This is a genomic window from Pseudomonas atagonensis, from assembly GCF_011369485.1.
GTDB lineage: Bacteria > Pseudomonadota > Gammaproteobacteria > Pseudomonadales > Pseudomonadaceae > Aquipseudomonas > Aquipseudomonas atagonensis.
The window spans coordinates 1-23,981 of the sequence record NZ_VXCA01000048.1 but is presented as its reverse complement, the minus strand read 5'-3'; the positions used below and the strand labels follow the sequence as shown (position 1 = coordinate 23,981).

Below are 23,981 nucleotides of genomic sequence, written 5' to 3'. Positions count from 1 at the left end.
TTAATGACTTGTTTTCGGGTGTTCCGCTGATAGGCTGCGATGCTAATAAGTTGGCGGTGGCTGCGGCAGTCGCAAAAAGCGGGGGCTGAAAACCGCTGGTTTACACCTGATACCGGAGAAATGATGAAGCTGCATCAATTGCGCGCACTGGTGATGACCGCCGATTGCGGAAGCATTCGCGCCGCCGCCCGGCAACTGGATGTTTCGCAGACGGCGGTGGCCAAGGCTCTGCGTGAACTTGAAGAACACCTGCATCTACCCTTGCTGGTGCGCAATGCCAACGGTGTGGTGCTGACCCCTTATGGCCAGTCACTCTTGCAGCATGCGCGGCAAATGCTCAGTCAACTGGAACGCGCGCAACTGGAACTCGCCCACCTCAGCCACGAAGCACAAGGCCAGTTGCGTCTGGGCATTTCGCCGTGGATGGGCATGACCCTGTTGCCAGAAGTGGTGACGTTGTTTCGTCAACGCATGCCGAAAGTGCGCCTGGAGATTTTTGAAGGGTTGATGGCTGTGGCGTTGCCGAGATTGCGCGATGGCACCATGGAATTCGCCGTGGGCCTGGTGTCGTCATTGCTACCACGCCCGGAGTTCGTTAGCGATCCGCTGTTTTCTTATCAGATGTGCGTCGTGGGCCGCCGTGACCATCCGTTGCGTGACAGTCGTTCGATCCATGAATTACTCGACCAGGACTGGGTGGTCAACTACCCCGATGCCAGCCACGAAGGCTTGATGACCGAGCTGTTCTGGCAACACAACGCACAAATCGACATGCAACACATCCACCGCGCGCATTCGCCGCAACTGACCTTATCGATGATTGCGCAGACCGACATGCTCAGCTACTTCCCCGAGCCCATGCTGACGGTGCCTATGTACGGCGAACGCGTTGCGCGACTGCAACTGAAGGAAACCTTCTCGACTGACACGATTGGCATCGTCACGACGCGCAATGTGCAACTGGGCGTAGCGGCGCAGTGTTTTGTCGAATGTCTGATTCAGGTCATCCGGCGCCGTGCGCGGTCGGCTCGGGCGGAGGATGTGAGGTTGTTTGATACGCTGGAGTTGTTGGTCTGAAGGAAAGAGTTCAAAAGCTCGATCAGATGCGGAACAATCTCGCGGCACAAATGAAAAAGGCTTGCATGAGATGCCTCACGCAAGCCTTTGATATTCATGGTGCCCGAAGCCGGAATCGAACCGGCACGCCCTTACGAGCGGGGGATTTTAAGTCCCATGCGTCTACCAGTTTCGCCATTCGGGCGGTAGCGCGGTGTAGCCGAACTCTGCTTGCGAGTCGCGATTCTGACAAGAAGTGCGCTCGTACGGCAGAGGGGGAAATATATACATCACTTCCCGGTGAAGCAAGTTCGCAGACGCTGAATTCAAGACTAAATCTTGCAGTGCGCTGCAAATAAAAAAGCTCCGTAAATCATGGATCTACGGAGCTTGTTTATAGTGGAGGCCGAGGTCGGAATCGAACCGGCGTAGGCGGATTTGCAATCCGCTGCATAACCATTTTGCTACTCGGCCTCAAAGCATCTGCTGTCAGTAGCACAACAACAAACACGTACAAATTGGAGCGGGAAACGAGACTCGAACTCGCGACCCCGACCTTGGCAAGGTCGTGCTCTACCAACTGAGCTATTCCCGCTTGGTGATGCGCATTCTATAGAATTAAGAAGCTCCGTCAACCCCTTGATTCAAAAAAGTTTTATTTCTTTTCAACATCGGTCTTCAGATGCGGCCACGCGGCGCGAAGGTATTGAACCATCGACCACAACGTCAGGCCGGCGGACACCATCAACAAGGCATAACCCAGAATGACCCAGAAGCTGAAGTCCTTCGGATTGGCCAGCAGAATCACCAGCGCAAGCATCTGTGCAGCGGTTTTCCATTTGCCCAGATTCGATACGGCGACATGAGCGCGAGCACCGAGCTCGGCCATCCACTCACGCAACGCGGATACAACGATCTCGCGACCGATGATCACAGCCGCCGGCAAGGTCAGCCACAGATTGCCGTGTTCTTGAACAAGCAACACCAGAGCCACGGCGACCATCAGTTTGTCGGCGACCGGATCAAGGAACGCACCAAACGGTGTGCTTTGCTCCAGACGTCGAGCCAGATAACCGTCGAGCCAGTCCGTTGCCGCCGCGAAGGCAAATACCGAGGCGGAGGCCATGTAACTCCATTGGTAAGGCAAATAGAACAGCAAAATGAAGATCGGGATAAGCAGAACGCGTAGAACGGTAATCAGATTAGGGATATTCATCGGCACAACTGGCTACGAGGTGAAGGGGCATTCTACTCGCTATGCAGGTTCGCATAAATCGACTCTGCGAGCTTTTTACTGATCCCCGGGGCTTTGGCAATCTCTTCGATGCTTGCACGAGACAGTTCCTGCAATCCACCAAAATGTTTTAACAAGTCACGGCGCCGGGTCGGCCCTACCCCTGCAACGCCTTCCAGCGTTGAGGTGCGGCGGGTTTTGCCGCGACGCGCACGGTGCCCGGTGATCGCAAAGCGGTGAGCTTCGTCGCGAATTTGCTGAATCAGGTGCAAGGCCGGTGAATCCCCGCGCAGGGTGAACTCGTGCGCCGCATCATTCAGATACAGAGTTTCAAAACCAGCCTTACGGGTCGCACCCTTGGCAACGCCGAGCAGGATCAGATCCGGCACGGCCAATTCGTTGAGTACATCGCGGGCCATCGACAACTGCCCCTTGCCACCGTCAACCAGGAGAATGTCCGGCAACTTGCCCTCGCCGTCCTTCAACTTACTGAAGCGTCGGGTCAAGGCCTGGTGCATGGCGGCGTAATCGTCGCCCGCCGTCACACCTTCGATGTTATAGCGGCGGTAGTCGGATTTGATCGCGCCTTCCGGCCCGAACACCACACAGGAAGCGACGGTCGCCTCACCGCTGGAGTGACTGATGTCGTAGCACTCCAGGCGCTGTGGCGGCTCATCAAGATTGAGCACTTCAGCCAGTGCGTCGAAGCGCGCAGCGGTGTGCTGGCGATTGGCGAGGCGCGCGCCCAATGCCTGTTCGGCGTTGGTAACAGCCAACTGTTGCCAGCGCGCCCGCGTACCACGCACCCGATGGCTGATGGCCAACTCACGGCCACGCAACTCATGAATAGCTTCGATCAGCGTCGGAAAGTCTTCGTGAACAACATTGACGATCAATTCGCTCGGCAAATCGCGCTCCGGGCTGCTGATGAAGTATTGACCGAGGAACGCCGTCATCACCTCTGAAACATCTTCTTCAATCCCGACTTGCGGGAAGAAGTTCTTGCTGCCCAGCACACGCCCGCCACGGACACTGATCAGATGCACACAGGCGCCACCCGGGTTGACGAATGCCGCGATGACATCGATGTCCCCTGTGCCACCCTCCATGCTCTGCTGATCCTGAACCCGACGCAGCAGCGCGATCTGATCACGCAACTCGGCGGCGCGCTCGAACTCAAGATTGATCGCCGCCTCTTCCATCGCCGCGGACAACTCATTGGTCAGCGCATGACTGCGCCCTTCCAGAAACATCACCGAATGGCGAACATCCTCGGCATAAATCTCAGGCTCGACCAGACCGACACAAGGCGCCTTGCAGCGCTTGATCTGATACTGAAGGCAAGGTCGGGTGCGGTTTTTGTAGTAACTGTCTTCACATTGCCGAACAAAAAACGTCTTCTGCAACAAGCTGAGGCTTTCGCGGATCGCGCCGGCACTCGGATAGGGCCCGAAATATTTGCCTTTGGCTTTTTTCGCCCCGCGATGAATGCTCAGCCGTGGAAACTGGCCATCGGACAGAAACACATAGGGATAGGATTTGTCGTCGCGCAACAAGATGTTGTACGGCGGCCGCCATTCCTTGATCAGCGTTTGCTCAAGCAGCAGCGCCTCGGTTTCATTGGCGGTGATGGTGGTTTCGACTTGCGCGATGCGCCCGACCAAGGCAGCAGTTTTCGGCGCCAGACCGGTCTTTCGAAAGTAACTGGCCAAACGCTTCTTGAGGTTCTTGGCCTTGCCGACGTACAGCAGGCGCGCATCGCTGTCGAACATGCGATAAACGCCGGGGCGCCCGCTGACGGTCGATAGAAAGGCGCCGGAATCGAATACTTCAGTCATGGTCAGAGGTTGGCATCAACCATACCGTGACGTACAGCCAAAAGCGTCAACTCCACATCGCTGCTGATCGATAGCTTCTCGAAAATACGGTAACGGTAGGTATTCACGGTTTTCGGCGACAGGCAAAGCTTGTCGGAAATGATCTGCACCTTCTGGCAGCCGACAATCATCAGCGCGATCTGGATCTCCCTTTCCGACAACGCATCGAAAGGTGAGTCGTTGGACGGCTGGAAAGACTTGATCGCCAACTGCTGGGCAATCTGCGGGCTGATATAGCGCTGGCCGGCAAAGACCAGACGAATCGCCTGCACCATTTCCGGCAACCCGGCGCCCTTGGTCAGATAACCTGCGGCCCCGGCCTGTAACAGCCGAGTAGGAAACGGATCTTCCTCACACACAGTGACGGCAACCACCTTGATGTCCGGATGACTGCGCAACAGCTTGCGCGTGGCCTCAAGGCCGCCGATGCCTGGCATCTTGACGTCCATCAACACCACATCCGGCTTCAACTCGCGAGCCTTGATCAGCGATTCTTCCCCGGACTCGGCCTGACCGACCACTTGCAAGCCATCGATATCGGCCAGCATCCGTGTAATGCCCGTACGAACAAGATCATGGTCATCGACCACCAGCACCCTAATCAAGCAGACACCTCGCGATATGGTCTTATTGGGATGCCGGACACCTTAGCAAAAAGTGCCAGACACACCTAGCGGAAAGCCGCATTTAAAAAGTTTCAATTCGTCTTTCAGGGCTTGCCGGCCGCGGGTTTCAGAGCACAGGTGTACTTAACTGGAGCTCCATCCTCAGGAAACACTCGTCCTCACCCTGAGTCTGTAGTCCTTTTCGCTGATATAAATTTTTCGCCGGGTTAGTTTCGAACACCGTGAGTCGCAGTGCCGGACGTCTTTCTTCGTGGGTCATGGCGATAACCTGATCGATTGCCCAGGATCCCCCGCCCTGCCCCTGAAAGGCTTCAGCAATCTGCAACTCACGAATATACACAGCGCGCGCATCTCGGCTGAGACTGAAAAAACCTATCACCTCATCACCCCGCGATATCAGCCAGTTTTTGCGCCCACACCAAGCAGCGTCAAACGCCTCGTCCTGCCACAGGAGGTCATGCTGAATGTAATAACGCAGCATGTTTTGACAGGTTAGCGCTCTGGCAAATGCCAGGTCTTCGGCTTGCGCAAGGCGCAACTGAAATTCCATCAGCGCTGCTCCACCGAGGCTACCTGCCCTGTCCAGACGCCCTCGGTGCGCCGTGCAATCACCAGGCAATCACCCGTTCCCGGCGCCGCGACGATGAGAGTTCCTTCCTCGGACCAGATTGCACTGCGACCTGCCGATTGCCATCCCCCGGTCAGACCGCCGTGGTTCGCCATCAACACAGCCATCGAATGACTACGAGCATACCCTTCAAGCAAAGCAGTATCTGCCGCGTAACCTTTTTCACTGATCAGCACACCTGCGGCATATAGATCTGCGCCTTGCGATGCTGCGTTGGCAGCGTGACTGGTGTGGGAAAAGTCGGCGCAAACGGCCAGTGCAACGATGTCGTCGCCCATTTTCAGGGGTGCTCCACCGGCGCCGGGTGCAAAAAAAGACTCCTCGCCTGAATGCAGATGTTGCTTGGTGTAGACCTCCAGCGAACCATCGGCGCGCAATGTCAGCGCGCCAATCAACACGGCGGAGTCAGTCTGCGAACGGACAGACATACCGACGACGGCTGTAACACCAAGCTCCCGCACCAAATCCCGAAGCGGTTGCAGCACCGCATCACGCGGGTCAATTGCCAATGCGGCGGCGACTTCACCTTCATATCCCGTCAGCGACAACTCTGGAAAGACCAAAAACTCTACACCCTGGTCTGCCGCGGCCTGAATGAAGCGCTGATGCCGAAGGATGTTCGTGGCAAGGTCTCCGGCAACGGAAATGGATTGGGCGGCGGCAATGGTCAGCGTCGACATGTATCTTCCTTAGGCGCGATATAAGCCCCGAAGTGTGTCACAACTTCATCCGCGCTCAACCGATAGAGACATTCTTGTTCGTCCGATAGCATTTTCTGATTGCTGACGCGCAGTGGCCTCTAGTAAGCTCGGCGCATTCATCGGAGACAGACCATGCTCAACGCCCTTCAACAGCTTCGTACCGCCAGCGCCTCGCGCTCGGTTGCGGCTGCCCGGGTGGATGACGTTTGCGCTCCGGTCAGCTTTTATTTTGGGTATTGGTTTAGCCACTGGCGCGCCTGACACCCATCTGGCGCCCATAAAAACGGGTCGCCTACCAGAGAATTCTCAACCCCCGGTCGGCCTCCCGACCGGGGGTTTTGTTTTTCTGGCCCCAAACTTTTTCAGCAGCACACCAGACACTTTGAGGAATCACGCAATGAACTACGCCACCTATTACCGTTACGACATTTTTACCGCCTGGCGATTTACCAGCCTCCGCTCGGGACAGCCTGCCGCCTCCGATCGGTCACCCACAGGTGGCAAGCACACACACGTAGTCAATACGACACATTGTCGAACACCCCAATAGGGCCGAATGCGCGGGCAGCACCCGCCGTCAGCCCAGGAAGACCGAATATGAACTCGTCCGTTTCTGCTTTGCCCCTGTCTACCCTCAACCCTGCCAACGAAGCGCTGACCCAACGTCTGCCCAGCTCGTTGCAACTCAAACAGCAATTGCCTTTAAGCAATGCGCTGAGCCAGCAAGTCGCCAGCCACCGCCAGGCGATTCGCGCGATCCTCAATGGCGAAGATCCACGCCTACTGCTGATTGTCGGCCCCTGCTCCATCCACGACCCGAAATCCGCGCTTGAGTACGCAGCAAAACTGGCTCGACTGGCTGAAGAAGTCAGCGACCAAATGCTCCTTGTCATGCGTGCCTATGTCGAAAAGCCACGCACCACCGTCGGCTGGAAAGGTCTTGCCTACGACCCGCATCTGGATGGCAGTGATGACATGGCTGCCGGTCTGACATTGTCCCGCGAGCTGATGCTGGAAATGATCCGCCTTGGCTTACCAATTGCCACTGAACTTCTGCAGCCGATGGCCGCGGGGTATTTCGATGACCTGCTGGGCTGGGTGGCCATTGGCGCACGCACGACCGAATCGCAAATCCATCGCGAAATGGCCAGCGGCCTGAACATGCCGGTCGGTTTCAAGAACGGCACCGACGGAGGCGTAACCGTCGCCGTCGATGCGATGCGCTCGGCCGCTCATCCTCACCGTCACTTCGGCGTCGACAGCCAGGGCCACCCTGCAATTGTCCAGACCCCAGGCAATCCTGACACCCATCTGGTGTTGCGGGGCGGGCATCTCGGGCCAAACTACGACCGCGAGAGCGTTGCCCGAATCCAAACCGACCTCGCCCGCCTGAAGATTCCAGGTCGAATCATGGTCGATTGCAGTCACGCCAACAGCGGCAAGGATCCTCTGCGCCAACCCGCCGTTTTCAACCATGTGCTGGAACAGCGACTGAACGGTGACCGCTCATTGATCGGCATGATGCTGGAATCTCATCTGTTCGATGGCTGCCAGCCACTCGGAGCCTCGCTCCAATATGGCGTGTCGATTACTGATGGCTGCCTAGGGTTCAGCGCAACCGAACAATTGCTGCTGGACGCGGCCGTGCGTCTTCGCAACGCCTGAGCCGAAATGACCGCCCTAGCCTTCCGGTTGCTTCGGCACCGGAAGGCCAATCGCCTAGCTGTCGGTCACTCCACTTTCACCCGCGTTTCCTCGGATAACTGACTGAAGTCGTCATTACGCTCAACCGTGTAAGCCACCCTCACCGTCGAGCCCTGATGCTCTCGCCAGAACCTGGCAGGTACGACGAATACCAAAGGTTCCCCGGACATTTCCCGACTGACCTCACGCTCGTCACGGTAACTGAACAGATCGCCATCGCATTTCAGGTACACCAGCTCACCGTCCTGCGCCTGCGCATTTCCGATGACCACGGTGATGCCGTCGAGCGAATCCTCCACTTGCAGCACCCCGTCTACAGCCTCCAGCACATCAGGCGCATCCAGCACACCGCGAACGGTTGGGACCATGGTGACCCTCAAAGGCACAGACTGCCCAGGCGCCCCGACCATTCTGTCGACTCGATAACTGATGGTCAGTTCGTCCCCGGCTTCAGCAACGACCAGACTGGATGGCAGCCAGAACGACAGAACTTCGCCCACCGTAAACGACTCGACGGTCAATGCATCATTGAACGTAACGGATGAATCGTATTGCCAGGACAGCTCGATCCGGTCGCCTGCGGCCATCCGGGGATAAGGCTGCAACTTGACGAGAAGGCCTTCGATGATTCGCTCAGGATCCAGTGAACCTGTCGATGCATCTTCGATGTAGGGTGCCGGGAGGTGGGAAGCCACGTCTCCAACACTCAGTTGCAGCCGTGCAGACTCTGATGGGGCCGGCAACGAAGCACTGACCAACGTCCAGTAAACCTCCAGCGAACCGCCATCGAGTGCGGCGATGTGCGTGCCATTTATGACAAACACGACCTCCTTGCCGACTTGCCCCTCACTGACATAGCGGATCGCTTCGTGGCGATAGGTAAAGCCCTCAGTGTCCAGCCCCGCCCAGCTCAACTGCAATTTATCCCCGCTCGCCATGTCCGGATAAGGCGCAATCCTGACGATCACTTTGCTCAGAGCCGGGTCTAGTACCGCGCCATTTGCGGCTTCAATCATGGCGGCGGGCAACAATGACGCGGGAGATACAGCCGGAGGATGCGACCAATAGCAAAACTCCAGTGAGCCATTTCCCGATTTGAAACTCAAAAAACCCTGCCCGTCGAGTTCGATAAAAGGCCTGTCTGCGATTGAATTGCCAGCGGATGTCAGTTGCGTTGACAGCACTGTCGTTCTTGCTCCATGCATAGTCATAAATAATCCCGCTCCGTGGAAATAACGCTGTCATGAGCGACTGCGTCGACACGTCCATTGAACGCGAATCCTCACTCTACCGATGTCAGTCCGGTTCACCGCAGCACAGGAGCAAACGCTACAGAAGCAGTAGGCAAACACGAGCAAATGAGCCTGACATTCATAGAAGACGTCCAAACATTCCGACAAGGACCTCAGAATTAAACGACGTTTCGTACAAGCTCTAGTCCATTTTCCGCCGCCTTGCCTGATGTCTTCGTACATCGTTGGCGAGATGAGTGTTTTAGAGTGGCACTCAGATTTCACCGATGAACTTCTGCGAAAAAGGTAAGAACATGCAACGGAATGCTACAACTCGTTATCCCGTCCTGTTGGTCCATGGCCTGTTCGGTTTTGAACGGATCGGTCCTTTTGAACTCTTTCACGACGCCAAGGCAGCATTGAAATCGGCGGGCGTCCAAGTGTTTGTTCCGCACCTGTCAGCCACCCATGACAACGAAGTCCGCGGCGAACAACTCCTGTCGCAGATCCAAAGCGTGCTCAAAGGCACAGGTGCAGCAAAAGTCAATCTGATCGGACACAGCCAGGGCGCACTCGCAGCCCGCTATGCGGCAGCTGTTGCACCGCAACACGTCGCATCGGTGACATCCGTCAGCGGCCCGAACCATGGTTCGGAGCTGGCCGACTTCTTGCGCAAGGCGCTGGTTCCCGGATGTCTGCCGGAGCACGTCGCCCAGCGCGTTGCCACGCTGTTTTCCGATTTCCTGTCACTGCTCAGTGGCAATCTGCATCTGCCCGCAAGTGCGTTGGCAGCACTCAATTCCCTGACCACCGAAGGAGTCGGCAAATTCAATGACCGGTTCCCGCAAGGTTTGCCCGATCAATGGGGAGGACACGGCGCCGAATTGGTCAACGACGTCCGCTATTATTCATGGAGTGGTTCGCTGCCTGCGACGAATGCGCAGCCCGAGGATCCATCGCAGCTTTTCTGTCGCGCACTGTCTGCCTACTTCACCACCGAAGCCGAGCAGAACGATGGTTTCGTCGGCCGCTTCAGCTCCCACCTGGGGACGGTAATCCGTTCAGACTACCCACTCGATCATCTTGGCACTCTGCGCGCAACGCCGGGACAACCCGACCCGGCACAACTCTACGTCGAACATGCATTGCGTCTGCGCGCAGCTAATCTGTGAATGCCCGGCGAACCGCCGAACGGAACTTTGCCGAGAAATCGCCCACTGAATCCGGTAGGCTCCACACTTTATTGATACCGATTGGAGAGTTTCCCCATGGCTAAAGCCACTGCCCGTCACATCCTGGTTTCCAGCGAAGACAAGTGCAACGAACTCAAGGCACAGATCGAAGGCGGCGCTGATTTCGCCGAAGTTGCCAAGGCCAACTCCACCTGCCCGTCCAGCCGTCAGGGTGGCGATCTGGGTTCGTTCGGTCCTGGCCAGATGGTCAAGGAATTCGACACCGTGGTCTTCAGCGCGCCGATCAATGTCGTGCAAGGCCCGGTGAAGACTCAATTCGGCTACCACCTGCTGGAAGTCACCAGCCGTCAGGACTGATCCTTAGTCCGGCTTGCTGTGCAACGGCCCGCCTATTGGTGGGCCGTTCTATTTCGGTTACACGATACGGCTGGCGACTGGCGCGCCGCTCGCGTACAAATTGCGCTTATCGATCATTCGGCGTTAAGGCTGACAATGCGACTGGTTTTTCCCACATTGATGTTCACTGCCGTGGCGCTGTTGCTCGCCGCCACCGGTGTGGACGCTGCACCGCAACATGCGCTGACCGTTTATGGCGAACCGGCGAAGTATCCTGCCGGTTTCAGTCACTTCGCCTACACCAACCCGCAAGCACCCAAAGGCGGGACGATGCGTCGTTCGGCGATCGAAATCGGTCACTTCGACCATGTCCTGCCGTACATCGATAAAGGCATCGGCGTGACCCAGATCGACGGCATGCTGTATTCGCCGCTGGCCCAACGCTCGATGGACGAGCCTTACACCGTGTACGGTCTCGTGGCGCAGAAGATGGAGCGCTCCGACGACGGCTTGTCGCTGCGTTTCTTCATCAATCCCAAGGCGCGTTTCGCCGATGGCACGCCCATCACCGCCGAAGACGTCCGCTACACCTACGACCTCCTGATGACCCAGGGCAGCCTGCGTTATCGCACCCAGTTTGCCGACGTCAAAGGCGTCGACGTGGAAGCGCCGCTGACGGTGCGCTTCGATTTCAAGAGCAACGAAAACCGCACACTGCCGCTGGACATCGCAACCCTGCCAGTCTTCCCCGAGCATTGGTGGAAGAGTCGCGATTTCGCCGGCGGTGGAGGTTACGAACCGCCGCTGGGCAGCGGCCCCTACCGAGTCGGCAAAGTCGACTCGGGACGCAGCATCACCTTCGAACGCAATGCCGACTGGTGGGGCAAAGACTTGCCGGTCAGTCGCGGCCTATACAATTTCGACCATTTCAGCATCGAGTACTTTGGCGACACTGATGTCGCGCGCCAGGTGCTGCGCGGTGGCGCCTACGACTACAACCGCGAGTTCTCCGCCACCGGCTACTCGATTGGCTATGACAGCCCCGCCTTGAGCGACGGGCGCCTGCAAAAAGCCCACTTGGCCACCGAAGCGCCGCAGTCGGCCCAGGGTTTTGTGTTCAACCTGCAGAAGCCGATGTTCCAGGACCGTCGAGTGCGTCAGGCACTGGCCATGCTCTGGGATTTCGAGTGGAGCAACCGGCAGATGATGCGCAATCTGTACATCCGCCAGCAGAGCTACTTTTCCAACACCGACCTTGCCGCCCGCGAACTGCCTGATACCGAGGAGTTAAAGATCCTCGAGCCTCTGCGTGGGCAGGTGCCCGACGAGGTGTTCAGCAAAGTGTTTGAAGCACCAAAAACCGATGGCAGCGGCATTATTCGTGACAAACAACTACAAGCCCTCGACCTGCTCGAACAGGCTGGCTGGAAACCGCAAGGCGATCAATTGGTGAATGCCGAAGGCGAGCCGTTGAGCTTCACGTTTCTGGTCAGCCAGAACGGTATGGATCGCTTGTTGTTGCCCTATAAACGTACGCTCAAACAGATCGGCATCGACCTGAACATCCGCCGCATCGACTCCTCGCAATACGTCAATCGCCTGATGAGCCGCGATTACGACATGATCGTCACCGGCTATCCGGTCTCCACTTCGCCTGGGGGCGAATTGCTCAACTATTTCGGCTCGGCATCCGCCAATGATCCCGGTGCGAACAACTACATGGTGTTGAAAAACCCGGCGGTCGATACCTTGATCAACGGTTTGATCCGCGCGTCCACCCAGTCCGACATGCTTCATTACGCCCACGCACTGGATCGGGTTCTGCAATGGAACTACTACTGGATTCCCAACTATTACCCGCCGGGCACCTCCACGGTGTGGTGGAACCGTTTCGGGATGCCTGCCGTGCAGGCGAGCAATGACGAAGCGATCGAGAGCTGGTGGGAAATCAGCAGCACGCCGCTGACCAACCAACAGATGACTGCCGAAAAAATCGGCCGTGGCAGACCCGGAGGGCCGCACTGATGTGGGGTTACATACTGCGGCGCCTGCTGCTGATCATTCCGACGCTGGTGATCATCCTGCTGGTCAATTTCGTGATTATTCAAGCCGCGCCCGGCGGCCCGGTCGAACAGGCCATTGCGCACTTGCAAGGCATCGGCGGTGCCAGCGTCGGCGGTGGCGCCAGTGAGACCATGAGCGCAACCTCCCGCGCCAGTCGCGGCCTCGACCCACAACTGATCAAGGACATCGAAAAACAGTACGGTTTCGACAAACCGGCGCATGAGCGCCTGTGGTTGATGCTCAAGAACTACGCGCAACTGGACTTCGGCAAAAGCTTTTTCCGTGGTGCCACGGTGACCGATCTGATCCTCGAGAAAATGCCGGTGACCATTTCCCTCGGGCTGTGGGCCACACTGATTACCTATCTGGTGTCGATCCCGCTGGGCATCCGCAAAGCCGTGCACCACGGCAGCCACTTCGACATCTGGAGCAGCACCGCGATCATTATCGGCTACGCGATGCCGGCGTTTCTGTTTGCGATGTTCCTGATCGTCGTGTTTGCCGGCGGCACGTCGCTGAACTGGTTTCCTGTGCGCGGCCTGGTTTCTGACAACTTCGAATCGCTGTCGACGCTGGGCAAAATTGCCGATTACTTCTGGCATCTGGTGCTGCCGGTGACCGCTTTGGTAATTGGCGGCTTTGCGACCTTGACGATTCTCACCAAAACCTCGTTCCTCAATGAAATCACCCGGCAGTATGTGGTCACGGCGCGCGCCAAAGGCCTGAGCGAACGTCGCGTGCTTTACGGCCACGTGTTTCGCAACGCGATGTTGCTGGTGGTGTCAGGCATTCCCCAGGCGTTCATCAGCGTGTTCTTTGCCGGTTCGCTGTTGATCGAAGTGATCTTCTCCCTCGACGGGCTCGGGCGCATGAGCTACGAGGCAGCCGTCTCGCGGGACTACCCGGTGGTGTTCGGCTCGCTGTTCATCTTCACGCTGTTTGGCCTGCTGATAAAACTGGTCGGCGACCTCTGCTACACCTTGGTCGACCCGCGTATCGACTTCGCCGCGAGGAACGCCTGATGTTCAAGCTCTCGCCGTTAGGCCGTCGCCGATTTGAACGTTTCAAGAAAAACCGTCGCGGCTGGTGGTCACTGTGGCTGTTTGTCGGTCTGTTCCTGCTGACCCTCGGCGGCGAACTGATCGCCAATGACAAGCCGTTGGTGGTCAGCTATCAGGGCCAGTGGTACTTCCCGGTCTTCAAGCGCTACACCGAGCAGGAATTCGGCGGGCAACTGCCGTTCCAGGCCGATTATCGCAGCGACTATGTGCAGAACCTGATCCGCAAGGACGGCGGCTGGCTGCTGTTCCCGCCGATCCCGTTCAGTGACGACACACCGAACTACGACCTCAACAAACCGGCGCCAAGCCCGCCCACAACGGTCAATTGGCTCGGGACTGACGATCAGGCGCGCGATGTATTGGCGCGGGTGATCTTCGGTGCGCGGGTATCGATTCTGTTTGCGCTGATGCTGACGTTTGTCAGCGCGCTGATCGGCATTGCGGCGGGTGCCTTGCAGGGTTATTACGGCGGCTGGGTCGATCTGTTAGGGCAACGCCTGCTCGAAGTCTGGTCGGGGTTGCCGGTACTGTATCTGCTGATCATCCTTTCCGGTTTTGTCGAACCGAACTTCTGGTGGCTGCTGGGAATCATGGCGCTGTTTTCATGGCTCGCACTGGTGGATGTGGTGCGTGCAGAGTTTTTGCGCGGGCGCAATCTGGAGTACGTCAAAGCGGCGCGGGCACTGGGCCTGACCGACCGCAAAGTGATTGTTCGGCACATTTTGCCCAACGCCATGAATGCGACGCTGAGCTACTTGCCGTTCATTCTGACCGGGGCCATTTCCACCCTCACCGCGCTGGACTTTCTCGGTTTCGGCATGCCCGCCGGCAGCGCGTCACTGGGTGAACTGATCGGCCAGGGCAAGCAGAACCTGCAAGCGCCGTGGCTCGGCCTTACAGCGTTTTTCACGCTGGCGCTGATTCTTTCGTTGCTGGTGTTTATCGGCGAAGCGTTGCGTGACGCGTTCGACCCACGCTCTTGAAGCAGAGATTGACGATGACTGACAACCTGATCGAAATCCGTGACCTCAACGTCGCCTTCAACGACCAGACCGTGGTACGCAATCTGTGCCTGGACATTCGCCCTGGTGAGTGCCTGGCGCTGGTCGGCGAGTCGGGTTCGGGCAAGTCAGTCACCGCCCACTCGATCCTGCAACTGCTGCCTGAATGCGATGCGCAGACCACTGGCAGCATTCGCTATCGCGGTCAGGAGATTGTCGGTGCCGATCCCAAGGTTCTGCGCGAATTGCGTGGCAATCGCATCGCGATGATTTTTCAGGAACCGATGACCTCGCTCAATCCGCTGCACACGATTGAAAAGCAGATCGGTGAAACCCTGTTGCTGCACCGTGGACTGGGTGGCAAAGCGGCGCAAACACGCATTCTCGAACTGCTAGAGCTTGTAGGCATCCAGAAACCGGAAAAACGCCTCAAGGCCTACCCGCATCAGTTATCGGGCGGTCAACGCCAGCGGGTCATGATTGCCATGGCGCTGGCGTGCGAGCCGGAACTGCTCATCGCTGACGAACCGACCACCGCCCTCGACGTGACGGTGCAGCGTAAGATTCTGCTGCTGCTCAAGTCCCTGCAACAACGCCTGGGCATGTCGCTGCTGCTGATCAGCCACGACCTCAATCTGGTGCGCAGCATCGCCCAGCGCGTGTGTGTAATGAAGGCCGGGGAAATCGTTGAACAGGCACCCTGCGAAACCCTGTTCACCGCGCCGCAACATCCGTACAGCTGCGTATTGCTCAACGCCGAACCCGAGGGTGAAGCGCTGCCCCGGGACGAGCGTGAAAATGTCCTCGAAGTCGATGATCTGCGGGTCGAGTTTGTGGTCGGTGGCGGGTTGTTCCAGCGCAAGCAATACCTGCGCGCCGTGGACGGTATCAGCCTGAACATTCAGCGCGGCAAGACGCTTGGCATTGTCGGCGAGTCCGGTTCCGGCAAATCGACACTGGGCCAGGCGATCCTGCGGTTGCTCGACTCCGAAGGCAGCATTCGCTTTCAGGGCACGGCGCTCGACGGCCTCAATCAGAAGCAGTTGCGGCCGTGGCGTCGGCAGATGCAAGTGGTGTTTCAGGATCCGTTCGGCAGCCTCAGCCCGAGGATGTCGGTCGCGCAGATCATCAGCGAGGGTCTGGAAGTGCATTGCGAATCGACCGCCGATGAATGCGATGAGCAAGTGATCCGCGTGCTCAAGGAGGTCGGCCTCGACCCGGAAAGCCGCCACCGTTACCCGCACGAATTCTCCGGAGGCCAGCGCCAGCGCATCGCCATCGCGCGGGCACTGGTGCTTAAACCGGCACTGATTCTGCTCGATGAACCGACGTCGGCACTCGACCGCACCGTACAGAAACAAGTGGTCGCCCTGCTCCGCCAATTGCAGGAAAAACACGGCCTGACCTATTTGTTCATCAGCCATGACCTGGCGGTGGTTCGCGCACTGGCCCACGACATGATCGTGATCAAGGACGGCAAAGTAGTCGAAAGCGGTGCCAGCCATGAGGTGTTCGATGCGCCGCAGCACCCGTATACCAAAGAGCTGTTGGCAGCGGCGCATCCGGGGTAGGCATAATCGGCGCCTGCCTTGATCCCGAGGCGCTGCCACTGCAGACGACACACCATCAGGACTTTGCCTGCACATGAACACCACCGAAAGCCTCAAGGACTATCAACGGGTTCGCACCCTGGCGATCCGCTCGCTGTTCGAGATCATCGAGCAGTCCAGTGAAGGCACGGTGATTGTCGACCGCGACGCGAACATCGTCTGGATGAACGAACGCTACGCCCGCCGATTTGGCCTGGAGTCCGCCGCTGGCGCTATCGGCAAGCCCTGTGAAAGCGTGATCCCCGGCAGCCTGCTGCGTGAAGTGGTGCACACCGGGCGTCCGATATTGCTGGACATGCAGGACACGCCGAAGGAACCGCTGGTGGTGATGCGCCTGCCAATCCATGACGACGCCGGGCACGTCATCGGCGCGATTGGCTTCGCCCTGTTCGATGAGCTGCGCACCCTCTCGCCGATGCTCAAGCGCTACTTGAGCATGCAGGAAGAACTGGCATCCACCCGTTCGCTGCTGCGCGCGCGTCAGACCAAATACAACTTCGCTCATTTCATCGGCACCAGCACCGCCAGCCTTGAAGTCAAACGGCGGGCGCGACGCAGCGCGAGTGCTGAGTCGCCGGTTTTGCTGCTGGGTGAAACCGGAACTGGCAAGGAATTGCTCGCCCAAGCCATTCACAGTGCTTCGCCCCGCGCGCACAAAGCCTTCGTTAGCATCAACAGCGCAGCGATTCCGGAAACGCTGCTGGAAGCGGAATTTTTCGGCACCGCCCCCGGCGCCTTCACCGGCGCTGACCGCAAGGGCCGCACCGGCAAATTGCAGATCGCTCAGGGCGGCACGTTGTTTCTCGATGAAATCGGCGACATGCCGCTGCCCCTGCAAAGCAAATTGCTGCGGGTGTTGCAGGAAAAGGAATTTGAACCCGTGGGTTCCAACGAGGTGATCCAGAGTGATGTGCGGGTGATCGCCGCGACTTCGACAGACTTGCAAGCCGCCATCAAGCGTGGCGAGTTCCGTGCCGACTTGTATTACCGCCTCAACGTATTGCCGATCCACGTGCCGCCGTTGCGCGAGCGACTGGATGATCTGCCGGCACTCAGCGAGGCAATCCTCGAAGAACTGCGCAGCCAGCACGAACTGCACCGCGATGCATTGGCGTTGCTTGCTCAACATGCCTGGCCGGGGAATATTCGCGAGCTACGCAACGTACTGGAACGGGCGGCGCTGCTCAGTGATGACCTGATGCTCAGTGAACAGGAAATCCGCGCGGCCATTGGCGCTTTTACGCCAGTTGAGCGCACTGTGACACCTGCGCTTGAGCCACTCACCAGCGAGACGTTTGCTCAAGCGCGGGAACGCTTCGATCGGCAACTGATTCAATCAACCCTCGCGCAATGCGGGGGCAAGGTGATTGAAGCAGCTGAACAATTGGGGCTTGGACGTTCGACGCTGTACAAGAAAATGATTGCACTGGGAATTACAGAGTCTCAATAAAGAGACACAACTCTCTAGATTTGGACTACGTCGAAAGCATTGCGGGCAAGCCCGCTCCCACAGGTGGATGCGTTCAACCGTGGGAGCGGTCTTGCCCGCAAAAGCGCCCGTTCAGTCACAAGAAATCTCAAAAACGAGACACGGCTCTTCAAATCACGCCTTTACTTACAATTAATTACTTATATTTCAACAGCTTAAGCACCTGGCACAGTTCTCGCTAAAGCCCTTCCCACACCCGTTTCACCCACAACAATAACAATCCCTGGAGACACACCCATGAGTGTGATCATTGCCTTGGCAGCCCTGGCGCTGCTGATGCTGGCCGCCTACCGTGGTTACAGCGTTATCCTTTTTGCCCCGATCGCCGCCCTCGGCGCTGTCCTGCTGACTGACCCTTCCGCCGTCGCCCCTGCGTTTACCGGGGTGTTCATGGAGAAAATGGTCGGATTCATCAAACTGTATTTCCCGGTGTTCCTGCTTGGCGCCGTGTTCGGCAAGCTGATCGAACTGTCGGGTTTCTCGCGTTCAATCGTCGCTGCAGCCATTCGCCTGCTCGGCACTCGCCAGGCGATGCTAGTGATCGTGCTGGTCTGCGCTCTGCTCACTTACGGCGGGGTTTCGCTGTTTGTGGTGGTGTTCGCGGTCTATCCATTCGCCGCCGAGATGTTCCGCCAGAGCAATATTCCCAAGCGCCTGATTCCGGCGACCATTGCCCTGGGCGCTTTTTCCTTCACCATGGACGCCTTGCCGGGAACGCCGCAGATCCAGAACATCATCCCCAGCACGTTCTTCAACACCACCGCATGGGCCGCGCCGTGGCTGGGCGTGATCGGGACGATTTTCGTGTTCTGCGCCGGCATGCTGTTTCTGCAGCGTCAGCGCAACAAGGCCCAGCGTGCCGGCGAAGGTTACGGCACCGAGTTGCGCAACGAGCCGGAAACTGCTGAAGACCTCAAGCTGCCCAACCCGTGGATCGCGCTGTCGCCGCTGCTGGCGGTGGGCATCATGAACCTGCTGTTCACCCACTGGATTCCGCAGTGGTACGGCAAGACTCACAGCCTGGCGCTGCCCGGCATGGCCACGCCGGTCACCACGGAAATCGCCAAACTGACGGCGATCTGGGCGGTGCAGGCGGCGCTGCTGGTCGGCATTGTGATGGTGCTGGCGTTCGGCTTTCAGGCGATTCGCAGCAAGCTCGCCGAAGGCAGCAAAAGTGCGGTCAGCGGTGCCTTGCTGGCGGCGATGAACACCGCATCGGAATACGGTTTCGGCGCGGTGATCGCCTCACTGCCGGGATTTCTGGTGCTGGCCGACTGGCTCAAACAGATTCCCAATCCGCTGGTCAACGAAGCCATCACCGTGACCCTGCTGGCCGGCATTACCGGCTCCGCGTCGGGCGGCATGAGCATCGCGCTGGCGGCGATGTCCGAGCAATTCATCAGCGCCGCCCATGCGGCGAACATTCCGCTGGAAGTGCTGCACCGCGTCGCCGCGATGGCCAGTGGCGGCATGGACACCCTGCCCCACAACGGCGCGGTGATCACCCTGCTGGCCGTTACCGGGCTGACGCACCGCGAAGCCTACAAAGACATTTTCTGTATTACGCTGATCAAGACCCTGGCGGTCTTCGTAGTGATCGGTACTTTTTACGCCACAGGCATTGTGTGAGGTATTCATGACGACTCTTTCGGGCAAGACCGCACTGGTTACCGGTTCCACCAGCGGCATTGGTCTGGGCATTGCCTTGAGCCTGGCCAAGGCCGGCGCCAATCTGATCCTCAACGGTTTCGGCGACGCGAGCACAGTCATTGCCGAGGTCGGCCAGTTTGGCGGCAAGGTCGGCCATCATCCGGCCGACGTCAGCGACCCGGCACAGATCGCCGAGATGATTGCCTACGCCGAACGCGAATTCGGCGGCGTCGACATCCTGGTCAATAACGCCGGCATCCAGCACGTCGCCGCAGTTGAAGAATTCCCCGTGGAGCGCTGGGACTCGATCATCGCCATCAACCTGTCATCGGTATTCCACAGTACGCGTCTGAGTCTGCCGGCCATGCGCGCCAAAGGCTGGGGGCGGATCATCAATATTGCCTCCGTGCACGGTCAGGTCGGCTCTACCGGCAAAGCCGCCTACGTCGCCGCCAAGCATGGGGTGATCGGTCTGACCAAAGTGGTTGGCCTGGAAACCGCCACCAGCAACGTTACCTGCAATGCCATTTGCCCCGGCTGGGTGTTGACGCCGCTGGTGCAGAAACAGATTGATGACCGTGCGGCAGGTGGCGTCGATCCGCAGCAGGCGCAACACGATTTGCTGGCCGAGAAGCAGCCGTCGCTGGAATTCGTCACGCCGCAGCACCTGGGGGAACTGGTGCTGTTCTTGTGCAGCGAGGCCGGCAGCCAGGTGCGCGGCGCCGCATGGAATATCGACGGTGGCTGGCTGGCGCAGTAAGTCCGAAGTACAGATCCTCTGCGTGCACCAACAAGAATAAAGAGGCAAGCAATGTCCGACATCCTCTGGCAACCCGATGCCGACCGTATCGCCCGATCGCGCATGGATACTTTCCGGCGTTTCCTCAATCAGCGTCACGCGTTGACGCTGGACGACTACCCTGCCCTGCACCAATGGAGCGTCGAGCAACGCGAAGCATTCTGGCAGGCCATCGTCGACTTCTTCGAGATTCGCTTTCGCACCCAGCCTGACGCGGTACTGCGTGAAGGCACGCAAATGCCCAGTGCCGAATGGTTTCCCGGTGCAACGCTGAACTTCGCCGAACACCTGCTGCGCCGCCGTGACGATGGCGTTGCGGTAGTGGCCGTGGCGGAGAACGGTCAGCGTGAACAACTGACCTGGAGTGAACTGGCGGAACACGTGGCCGGCCTCCAGAACAGCCTTCGCGCTGCGGGAGTCGGCTTGGGCGACCGGGTCGCGGCGTGCATGCCCAACACCTGGCAGACGCTGGTGGCGATGCTGGCAACGACCAGCCTCGGGGCAACCTGGTCGTGCTCGTCGCCGGACTTCGGCACGCACGGAGTGATTGACCGTTTCGGCCAGATCGAACCCAAGGTGCTGCTGACCTGCGCCGGCTATCGCTACGCCGGCAAAGCGATTGATCAAACCGCCAAGCTCAACGAAATCCTTGACCGACTGCCATCGCTGCAACAGTTGATCATCGTGCCGTACGCCCGCCCGCAGGCGCGCATCGAGGATTACCGTACGGGCGCCAACGTCACGCTGTGGGAGGACTTTTATGAGCCGGGTGGCGAGCCGGATTTTGTGCCGGTGGACTTCAATCATCCGCTCTACGTGCTGTATTCCAGCGGCACGACCGGCGTGCCGAAATGCATCGTTCACAGCACGGGCGGCGTGCTCTTGCAGCACGTCAAGGAACACGGTCTGCATTGCGATCTGGGCCCCGGTGACCGGCTGTTCTACTACACGACCTGCGGCTGGATGATGTGGAACTGGCTGGTCTCGGCCCTCGCCGTCGGCAGCTCGGTGGTGCTATATGACGGCTCGCCGTTTTACCCGGATAACCAGCGCCTGCTCGACCTGATCGACGATGAACGCATCAACGTGTTTGGCACCAGCCCGAAGTTCCTCGCCACGCTGGAAAGCAGCGGCGTGAAACCACGTGACAGCCATGATTTGAGCAGCCTGAAAACCCTGCTCTGCACGGGCTCGGCGTTGTCGCCGCAAAGTTACGACTTCGTTTACCGCGACTTCAAACCTGACGTATGCCTGAGTTCGATGTCTGGCGGTACCGACATCGTTTCGTGCTTCGTCAATGGCAATCCGCTGTCGCCGGTACGTCGCGGTGAAATCATGGGCAAAAGCCTGGGCATGGCAGTCGAGGTCTGGAATGACGCGGGCCAGGCAGTCGTCGGGGAAAAAGGTGAGTTAGTGTGCACGCGGCACTTTCCCGCGATGCCGATCGGTTTGTGGAACGACGCGGATGGCGAAAAGCTGCGTCAATCGTATTTCAGTCAGTTCCCCGGTGTTTGGGCTCAGGGGGATTACGCCGAACAACTGGCCCACGGCGGCATGCTCATCCATGGCCGCTCCGATGCGGTGCTCAATCCAGGCGGGGTGCGCATTGGCACCGCCGAAATCTATCGACAGGTGGAGAAGATCCCGCAAGTGCTGGACAGCGTCGCCATTGGCCAGCAGTGGCAAGACGATGTACGTGTGGTGCTTTTTGTACGACTGAAGGATGGTGTCGCACTGGATGAAGCCCTTCAACTGCAGATTCGTCAGGTGATCCGCGCCAACACCACTCCAAGGCATGTGCCGGCGAAGATAGTTGCGGTGACGGATATCCCGCGCACCATCAGCGGCAAGATTGTCGAGCTGGCTGTACGCAATGTGGTGCATGGGGAAGCGGTGAAAAATACCGATGCGCTGGCCAATCCTGAAGCGCTTGAACTCTTTCGGAATCGGCCAGAGCTTGTAAGTTGAAACAGAACCTTAAGTCCAAAGAATAGGCGGTCGCTCCCCAAAATATGAGCCAGGTACAGGTTGCGGCCTGTACCAGCCTGGCTTGAGCGATTCAACGGTATTAGCGGCAATGCTGTTCAACGTAATCAAAACAGGTTCCGTAACCGCTCCGTTTTCATATTCATCGTGCATTGCTTGCAGATAAACCAGATTGCTCTCACATGTCGCTGGATCCGAGCTTGATTGACTCAGCAAAGCGGTCGCTACTGCAAGGGAGTCTGCATTCTGCAAGGCTGTGCTACTGGCGTAGTGAGTGTTGCCTGCGTTTGAGTCGGCAAGCCGCCCTGCTGCCAGATTCAACAAGTTACATACATCCAGTCGTTGCCCCCCCCTGGCGTCCACACCTGCATCAGTGGCATAGGCGATATCACGAGTTCTTGTAACGGCATGAAACATTTCATGCACCACATCATCCGCTACGACATTGAGGTTAAATTGCTGACTGATGTATTGCCTGTTGAGATTAGGCGCATAAATCGCGATGATTTTTTCATCACCAGACCCATTCGCCGTTTTCCAGACGTCATAAGCGACGGGATCAAATGCCGCAATGTTGTCGGTATCCTTGATTTGATCGAGGTAAAAATTACTGATGGACATGACGCCAAAATCAGCTCTGATCAGCCTCAAATACAGTTGTACCTGCTCGGCTATCTCGATCGAATCATTACCCAACAATAACTTGAAAACTTTTTTACGCGTGGCTGCAAACTCGACACGGCTGAGCGTATTGATGGCGTTATCAATCTTGGCCCTTGCCAATGGCAGACTTTGCTCGATGACTTGCCGCGTAAAACTGAGCGGCAACTGATTGTAGGTTCTTGGAAAGCGCAACGGAGCCTTGAACGTGAAGTTGCGCATTTTCGGCCCCCAAGGCTTGCCGAACCTGTTCAGCGCGTACCAATTAGAACTGTGATGTGCGGCTACAACTGAAAGCCTTTCGGCAGCCTCACCCAAGGGGCGCCAAACACCCTGCCCGGCTGAGTGCTTATTGATAGTGCCCACAAGATCATAGGATCTGTAACTTCCAGTAAGTTTGCCTAACTGGTTCTTTGCCAAAACAAGTGCATCGTGCACTTGTCTGTTAAAGCGAAACGCGCCTTTGTGAATGAATTTTCCTGCGCCCATCAGCAACGTGGGCACACCGTCCACCGGATTGAACAAGGAAACCGACGTGGCGAACGCAAGTTGGGTAAGACGTGCCGTTTTCGATGCCAGGGAAATTGATTTTGCCGAGATGTTCAATGCCTTCGCACCCGTCCCGGCGAAAGCGCCCGCGACAGCTACAGCATCCATGACGCACCCATAAATTCCATCATGGAGCCGATTTGAATCCCCCGAGGACAAGTCCTCGATGCACTTCTTGAACGGTACGGTCAGATCGACGAGGTAGGTGCCTCTTTCATCACCTTCTTTGCGCTCCGTTTCAAGTTCCGTAGGTAGAGTAAGCGCAATTTTCAGCTCTTCGAGAGTGCGTACCGGGTGGTTGACTACAATGAAATCTGCAATTCGGGCGATCTGCTCATTTGCAAAATTCCTATACACACTTTTTTCGCATTTGTTCGGACTGGCGGGCGTCGACAGAACACCTAGCTTCTCAATCACTCCGAGGCTGTACTCACCGCCATTGATTATTTTTGAACCGCGGGTATGTTCGTGAAATGACACAAACAAGGGTTCGAGCGGTGTGGGCTGCACGCGCGCGTGCAAGTC

The 23,981-nt window shown here is 57.9% G+C and carries 18 protein-coding genes, 3 tRNA genes and 1 pseudogene; 12 read left to right on the top strand and 10 right to left on the bottom strand.

Annotated elements, in window-relative coordinates:
• Positions 1-123: 123 nt before the first annotated feature.
• Positions 124-1,077, top strand: coding sequence for a LysR substrate-binding domain-containing protein (locus tag F2P67_RS26725; RefSeq protein WP_166226035.1), 954 nt, complete (start codon positions 124-126; stop codon positions 1,075-1,077).
• Positions 1,078-1,174: 97 nt separating this feature from the next.
• Here the strand turns inward: F2P67_RS26725 and F2P67_RS26720 are convergent.
• The 8 genes from F2P67_RS26720 to F2P67_RS26685 all read right to left on the bottom strand — a co-directional run bounded on the left by F2P67_RS26720 (position 1,175) and on the right by F2P67_RS26685 (position 6,101).
• Positions 1,175-1,261: transfer RNA gene (locus F2P67_RS26720), tRNA-Leu, on the bottom strand.
• A gap of 195 nt (positions 1,262-1,456) precedes the next feature.
• Positions 1,457-1,530 (bottom strand) — tRNA-Cys (locus F2P67_RS26715).
• A gap of 45 nt (positions 1,531-1,575) precedes the next feature.
• Positions 1,576-1,651, bottom strand: a tRNA-Gly gene (locus tag F2P67_RS26710).
• Positions 1,652-1,711: 60 nt separating this feature from the next.
• The gene (gene pgsA, locus F2P67_RS26705; RefSeq protein WP_007950102.1) at positions 1,712-2,272 is read right to left on the bottom strand and encodes a CDP-diacylglycerol--glycerol-3-phosphate 3-phosphatidyltransferase; all 561 of its coding nucleotides are present in this window, start codon (positions 2,270-2,272) and stop codon (positions 1,712-1,714) included.
• Positions 2,273-2,304: 32 nt separating this feature from the next.
• Positions 2,305-4,128 (bottom strand): excinuclease ABC subunit UvrC, encoded by a 1,824-nt coding sequence (gene uvrC / locus F2P67_RS26700; protein WP_166226032.1) that lies wholly within the window; start codon positions 4,126-4,128, stop codon positions 2,305-2,307.
• Between the two features lie 2 nt (positions 4,129-4,130).
• Complete coding sequence (gene gacA, locus F2P67_RS26695; RefSeq protein ID WP_166226029.1) at positions 4,131-4,772, bottom strand: response regulator transcription factor GacA; 642 nt, start codon at positions 4,770-4,772, stop codon at positions 4,131-4,133.
• Between the two features lie 127 nt (positions 4,773-4,899).
• Positions 4,900-5,343, bottom strand: coding sequence for a GNAT family N-acetyltransferase (locus F2P67_RS26690; RefSeq protein WP_166226026.1), 444 nt, complete (start codon positions 5,341-5,343; stop codon positions 4,900-4,902).
• A complete protein-coding gene (locus F2P67_RS26685) occupies positions 5,343-6,101 on the bottom strand; it encodes a carbon-nitrogen hydrolase family protein (RefSeq protein WP_166226023.1) in 759 nt (252 codons plus the stop codon). The genes F2P67_RS26690 and F2P67_RS26685 overlap by 1 nt, the downstream gene beginning before the upstream one ends.
• Positions 6,102-6,719: 618 nt before the next feature.
• On the opposite strand from F2P67_RS26685, the gene F2P67_RS26680 reads away from it, so the two are divergent.
• A complete protein-coding gene (locus F2P67_RS26680; protein ID WP_166226020.1) occupies positions 6,720-7,787 on the top strand; it encodes a 3-deoxy-7-phosphoheptulonate synthase in 1,068 nt (355 codons plus the stop codon).
• Between the two features lie 65 nt (positions 7,788-7,852).
• Here F2P67_RS26680 and F2P67_RS26675 read toward each other — a convergent pair whose 3' ends face one another.
• Positions 7,853-9,037, bottom strand: coding sequence for a hypothetical protein (locus F2P67_RS26675; protein WP_246226566.1), 1,185 nt, complete (start codon positions 9,035-9,037; stop codon positions 7,853-7,855).
• A 335-nt stretch (positions 9,038-9,372) separates the two neighbouring features.
• On the opposite strand from F2P67_RS26675, the gene F2P67_RS26670 reads away from it, so the two are divergent.
• From F2P67_RS26670 to F2P67_RS26625, 10 genes are all read left to right on the top strand, one after another.
• Complete coding sequence (locus tag F2P67_RS26670; RefSeq protein WP_166226058.1) at positions 9,373-10,230, top strand: esterase/lipase family protein; 858 nt, start codon at positions 9,373-9,375, stop codon at positions 10,228-10,230.
• Positions 10,231-10,326: 96 nt separating this feature from the next.
• Entirely contained in the window at positions 10,327-10,608 is a 282-nt protein-coding gene (locus F2P67_RS26665; RefSeq protein ID WP_007912303.1) for a peptidylprolyl isomerase, read from the top strand.
• A 135-nt stretch (positions 10,609-10,743) separates the two neighbouring features.
• Positions 10,744-12,612 (top strand): extracellular solute-binding protein, encoded by a 1,869-nt coding sequence (locus F2P67_RS26660; RefSeq protein ID WP_166226018.1) that lies wholly within the window; start codon positions 10,744-10,746, stop codon positions 12,610-12,612.
• Positions 12,612-13,673: a microcin C ABC transporter permease YejB gene (locus tag F2P67_RS26655; RefSeq protein WP_166226015.1), complete on the top strand. Its 1,062-nt coding sequence runs from the start codon at positions 12,612-12,614 to the stop codon at positions 13,671-13,673. Before F2P67_RS26660 ends, F2P67_RS26655 begins: the two co-directional genes overlap by 1 nt.
• Positions 13,673-14,695 (top strand): ABC transporter permease, encoded by a 1,023-nt coding sequence (locus F2P67_RS26650; RefSeq protein ID WP_166226012.1) that lies wholly within the window; start codon positions 13,673-13,675, stop codon positions 14,693-14,695. The genes F2P67_RS26655 and F2P67_RS26650 overlap by 1 nt, the downstream gene beginning before the upstream one ends.
• 14 nt (positions 14,696-14,709) lie before the next feature.
• The gene (locus tag F2P67_RS26645) at positions 14,710-16,284 is read left to right on the top strand and encodes an ABC transporter ATP-binding protein (RefSeq protein ID WP_166226009.1); all 1,575 of its coding nucleotides are present in this window, start codon (positions 14,710-14,712) and stop codon (positions 16,282-16,284) included.
• A 73-nt stretch (positions 16,285-16,357) separates the two neighbouring features.
• Positions 16,358-17,773: a sigma-54 interaction domain-containing protein gene (locus tag F2P67_RS26640; RefSeq protein WP_166226006.1), complete on the top strand. Its 1,416-nt coding sequence runs from the start codon at positions 16,358-16,360 to the stop codon at positions 17,771-17,773.
• A gap of 276 nt (positions 17,774-18,049) precedes the next feature.
• Positions 18,050-19,441 carry a GntP family permease gene (locus F2P67_RS26635; RefSeq protein WP_166226003.1) on the top strand — a complete coding sequence of 464 codons (1,392 nt, stop codon included), beginning with the start codon at positions 18,050-18,052 and terminating at the stop codon, positions 19,439-19,441.
• 7 nt (positions 19,442-19,448) lie between these two features.
• Positions 19,449-20,222 (top strand): 3-hydroxybutyrate dehydrogenase, encoded by a 774-nt coding sequence (gene hbdH, locus F2P67_RS26630; RefSeq protein WP_166226000.1) that lies wholly within the window; start codon positions 19,449-19,451, stop codon positions 20,220-20,222.
• Between the two features lie 51 nt (positions 20,223-20,273).
• Complete coding sequence (locus tag F2P67_RS26625; protein ID WP_166225997.1) at positions 20,274-22,229, top strand: acetoacetate--CoA ligase; 1,956 nt, start codon at positions 20,274-20,276, stop codon at positions 22,227-22,229.
• A 9-nt stretch (positions 22,230-22,238) separates the two neighbouring features.
• On the opposite strand, the pseudogene F2P67_RS26620 reads toward F2P67_RS26625, so the two are convergent.
• Positions 22,239-23,981, bottom strand: a pseudogene (locus F2P67_RS26620) (hypothetical protein); the annotation flags it as partial.

Bases quoted from the DNA above. Each gene is read 5' to 3' on its own strand.
- F2P67_RS26725 (WP_166226035.1), top strand. From the start codon at position 124: ATGAAGCTGCATCAATTGCGCGCACTGGTGATGACCGCCGATTGCGGA.
- pgsA (WP_007950102.1), bottom strand. From the start codon at position 2,272: ATGAATATCCCTAATCTGATTACCGTTCTACGCGTTCTGCTTATCCCG.
- uvrC (WP_166226032.1), bottom strand. From the start codon at position 4,128: ATGACTGAAGTATTCGATTCCGGCGCCTTTCTATCGACCGTCAGCGGG.
- F2P67_RS26690 (WP_166226026.1), bottom strand. From the start codon at position 5,343: ATGGAATTTCAGTTGCGCCTTGCGCAAGCCGAAGACCTGGCATTTGCC.
- F2P67_RS26685 (WP_166226023.1), bottom strand. From the start codon at position 6,101: ATGTCGACGCTGACCATTGCCGCCGCCCAATCCATTTCCGTTGCCGGA.
- F2P67_RS26680 (WP_166226020.1), top strand. From the start codon at position 6,720: ATGAACTCGTCCGTTTCTGCTTTGCCCCTGTCTACCCTCAACCCTGCC.
- F2P67_RS26675 (WP_246226566.1), bottom strand. From the start codon at position 9,037: ATGACTATGCATGGAGCAAGAACGACAGTGCTGTCAACGCAACTGACA.
- F2P67_RS26670 (WP_166226058.1), top strand. From the start codon at position 9,373: ATGCAACGGAATGCTACAACTCGTTATCCCGTCCTGTTGGTCCATGGC.
- F2P67_RS26665 (WP_007912303.1), top strand. From the start codon at position 10,327: ATGGCTAAAGCCACTGCCCGTCACATCCTGGTTTCCAGCGAAGACAAG.
- F2P67_RS26660 (WP_166226018.1), top strand. From the start codon at position 10,744: ATGCGACTGGTTTTTCCCACATTGATGTTCACTGCCGTGGCGCTGTTG.
- F2P67_RS26655 (WP_166226015.1), top strand. From the start codon at position 12,612: ATGTGGGGTTACATACTGCGGCGCCTGCTGCTGATCATTCCGACGCTG.
- F2P67_RS26650 (WP_166226012.1), top strand. From the start codon at position 13,673: ATGTTCAAGCTCTCGCCGTTAGGCCGTCGCCGATTTGAACGTTTCAAG.
- F2P67_RS26645 (WP_166226009.1), top strand. From the start codon at position 14,710: ATGACTGACAACCTGATCGAAATCCGTGACCTCAACGTCGCCTTCAAC.
- F2P67_RS26640 (WP_166226006.1), top strand. From the start codon at position 16,358: ATGAACACCACCGAAAGCCTCAAGGACTATCAACGGGTTCGCACCCTG.
- F2P67_RS26635 (WP_166226003.1), top strand. From the start codon at position 18,050: ATGAGTGTGATCATTGCCTTGGCAGCCCTGGCGCTGCTGATGCTGGCC.
- hbdH (WP_166226000.1), top strand. From the start codon at position 19,449: ATGACGACTCTTTCGGGCAAGACCGCACTGGTTACCGGTTCCACCAGC.
- F2P67_RS26625 (WP_166225997.1), top strand. From the start codon at position 20,274: ATGTCCGACATCCTCTGGCAACCCGATGCCGACCGTATCGCCCGATCG.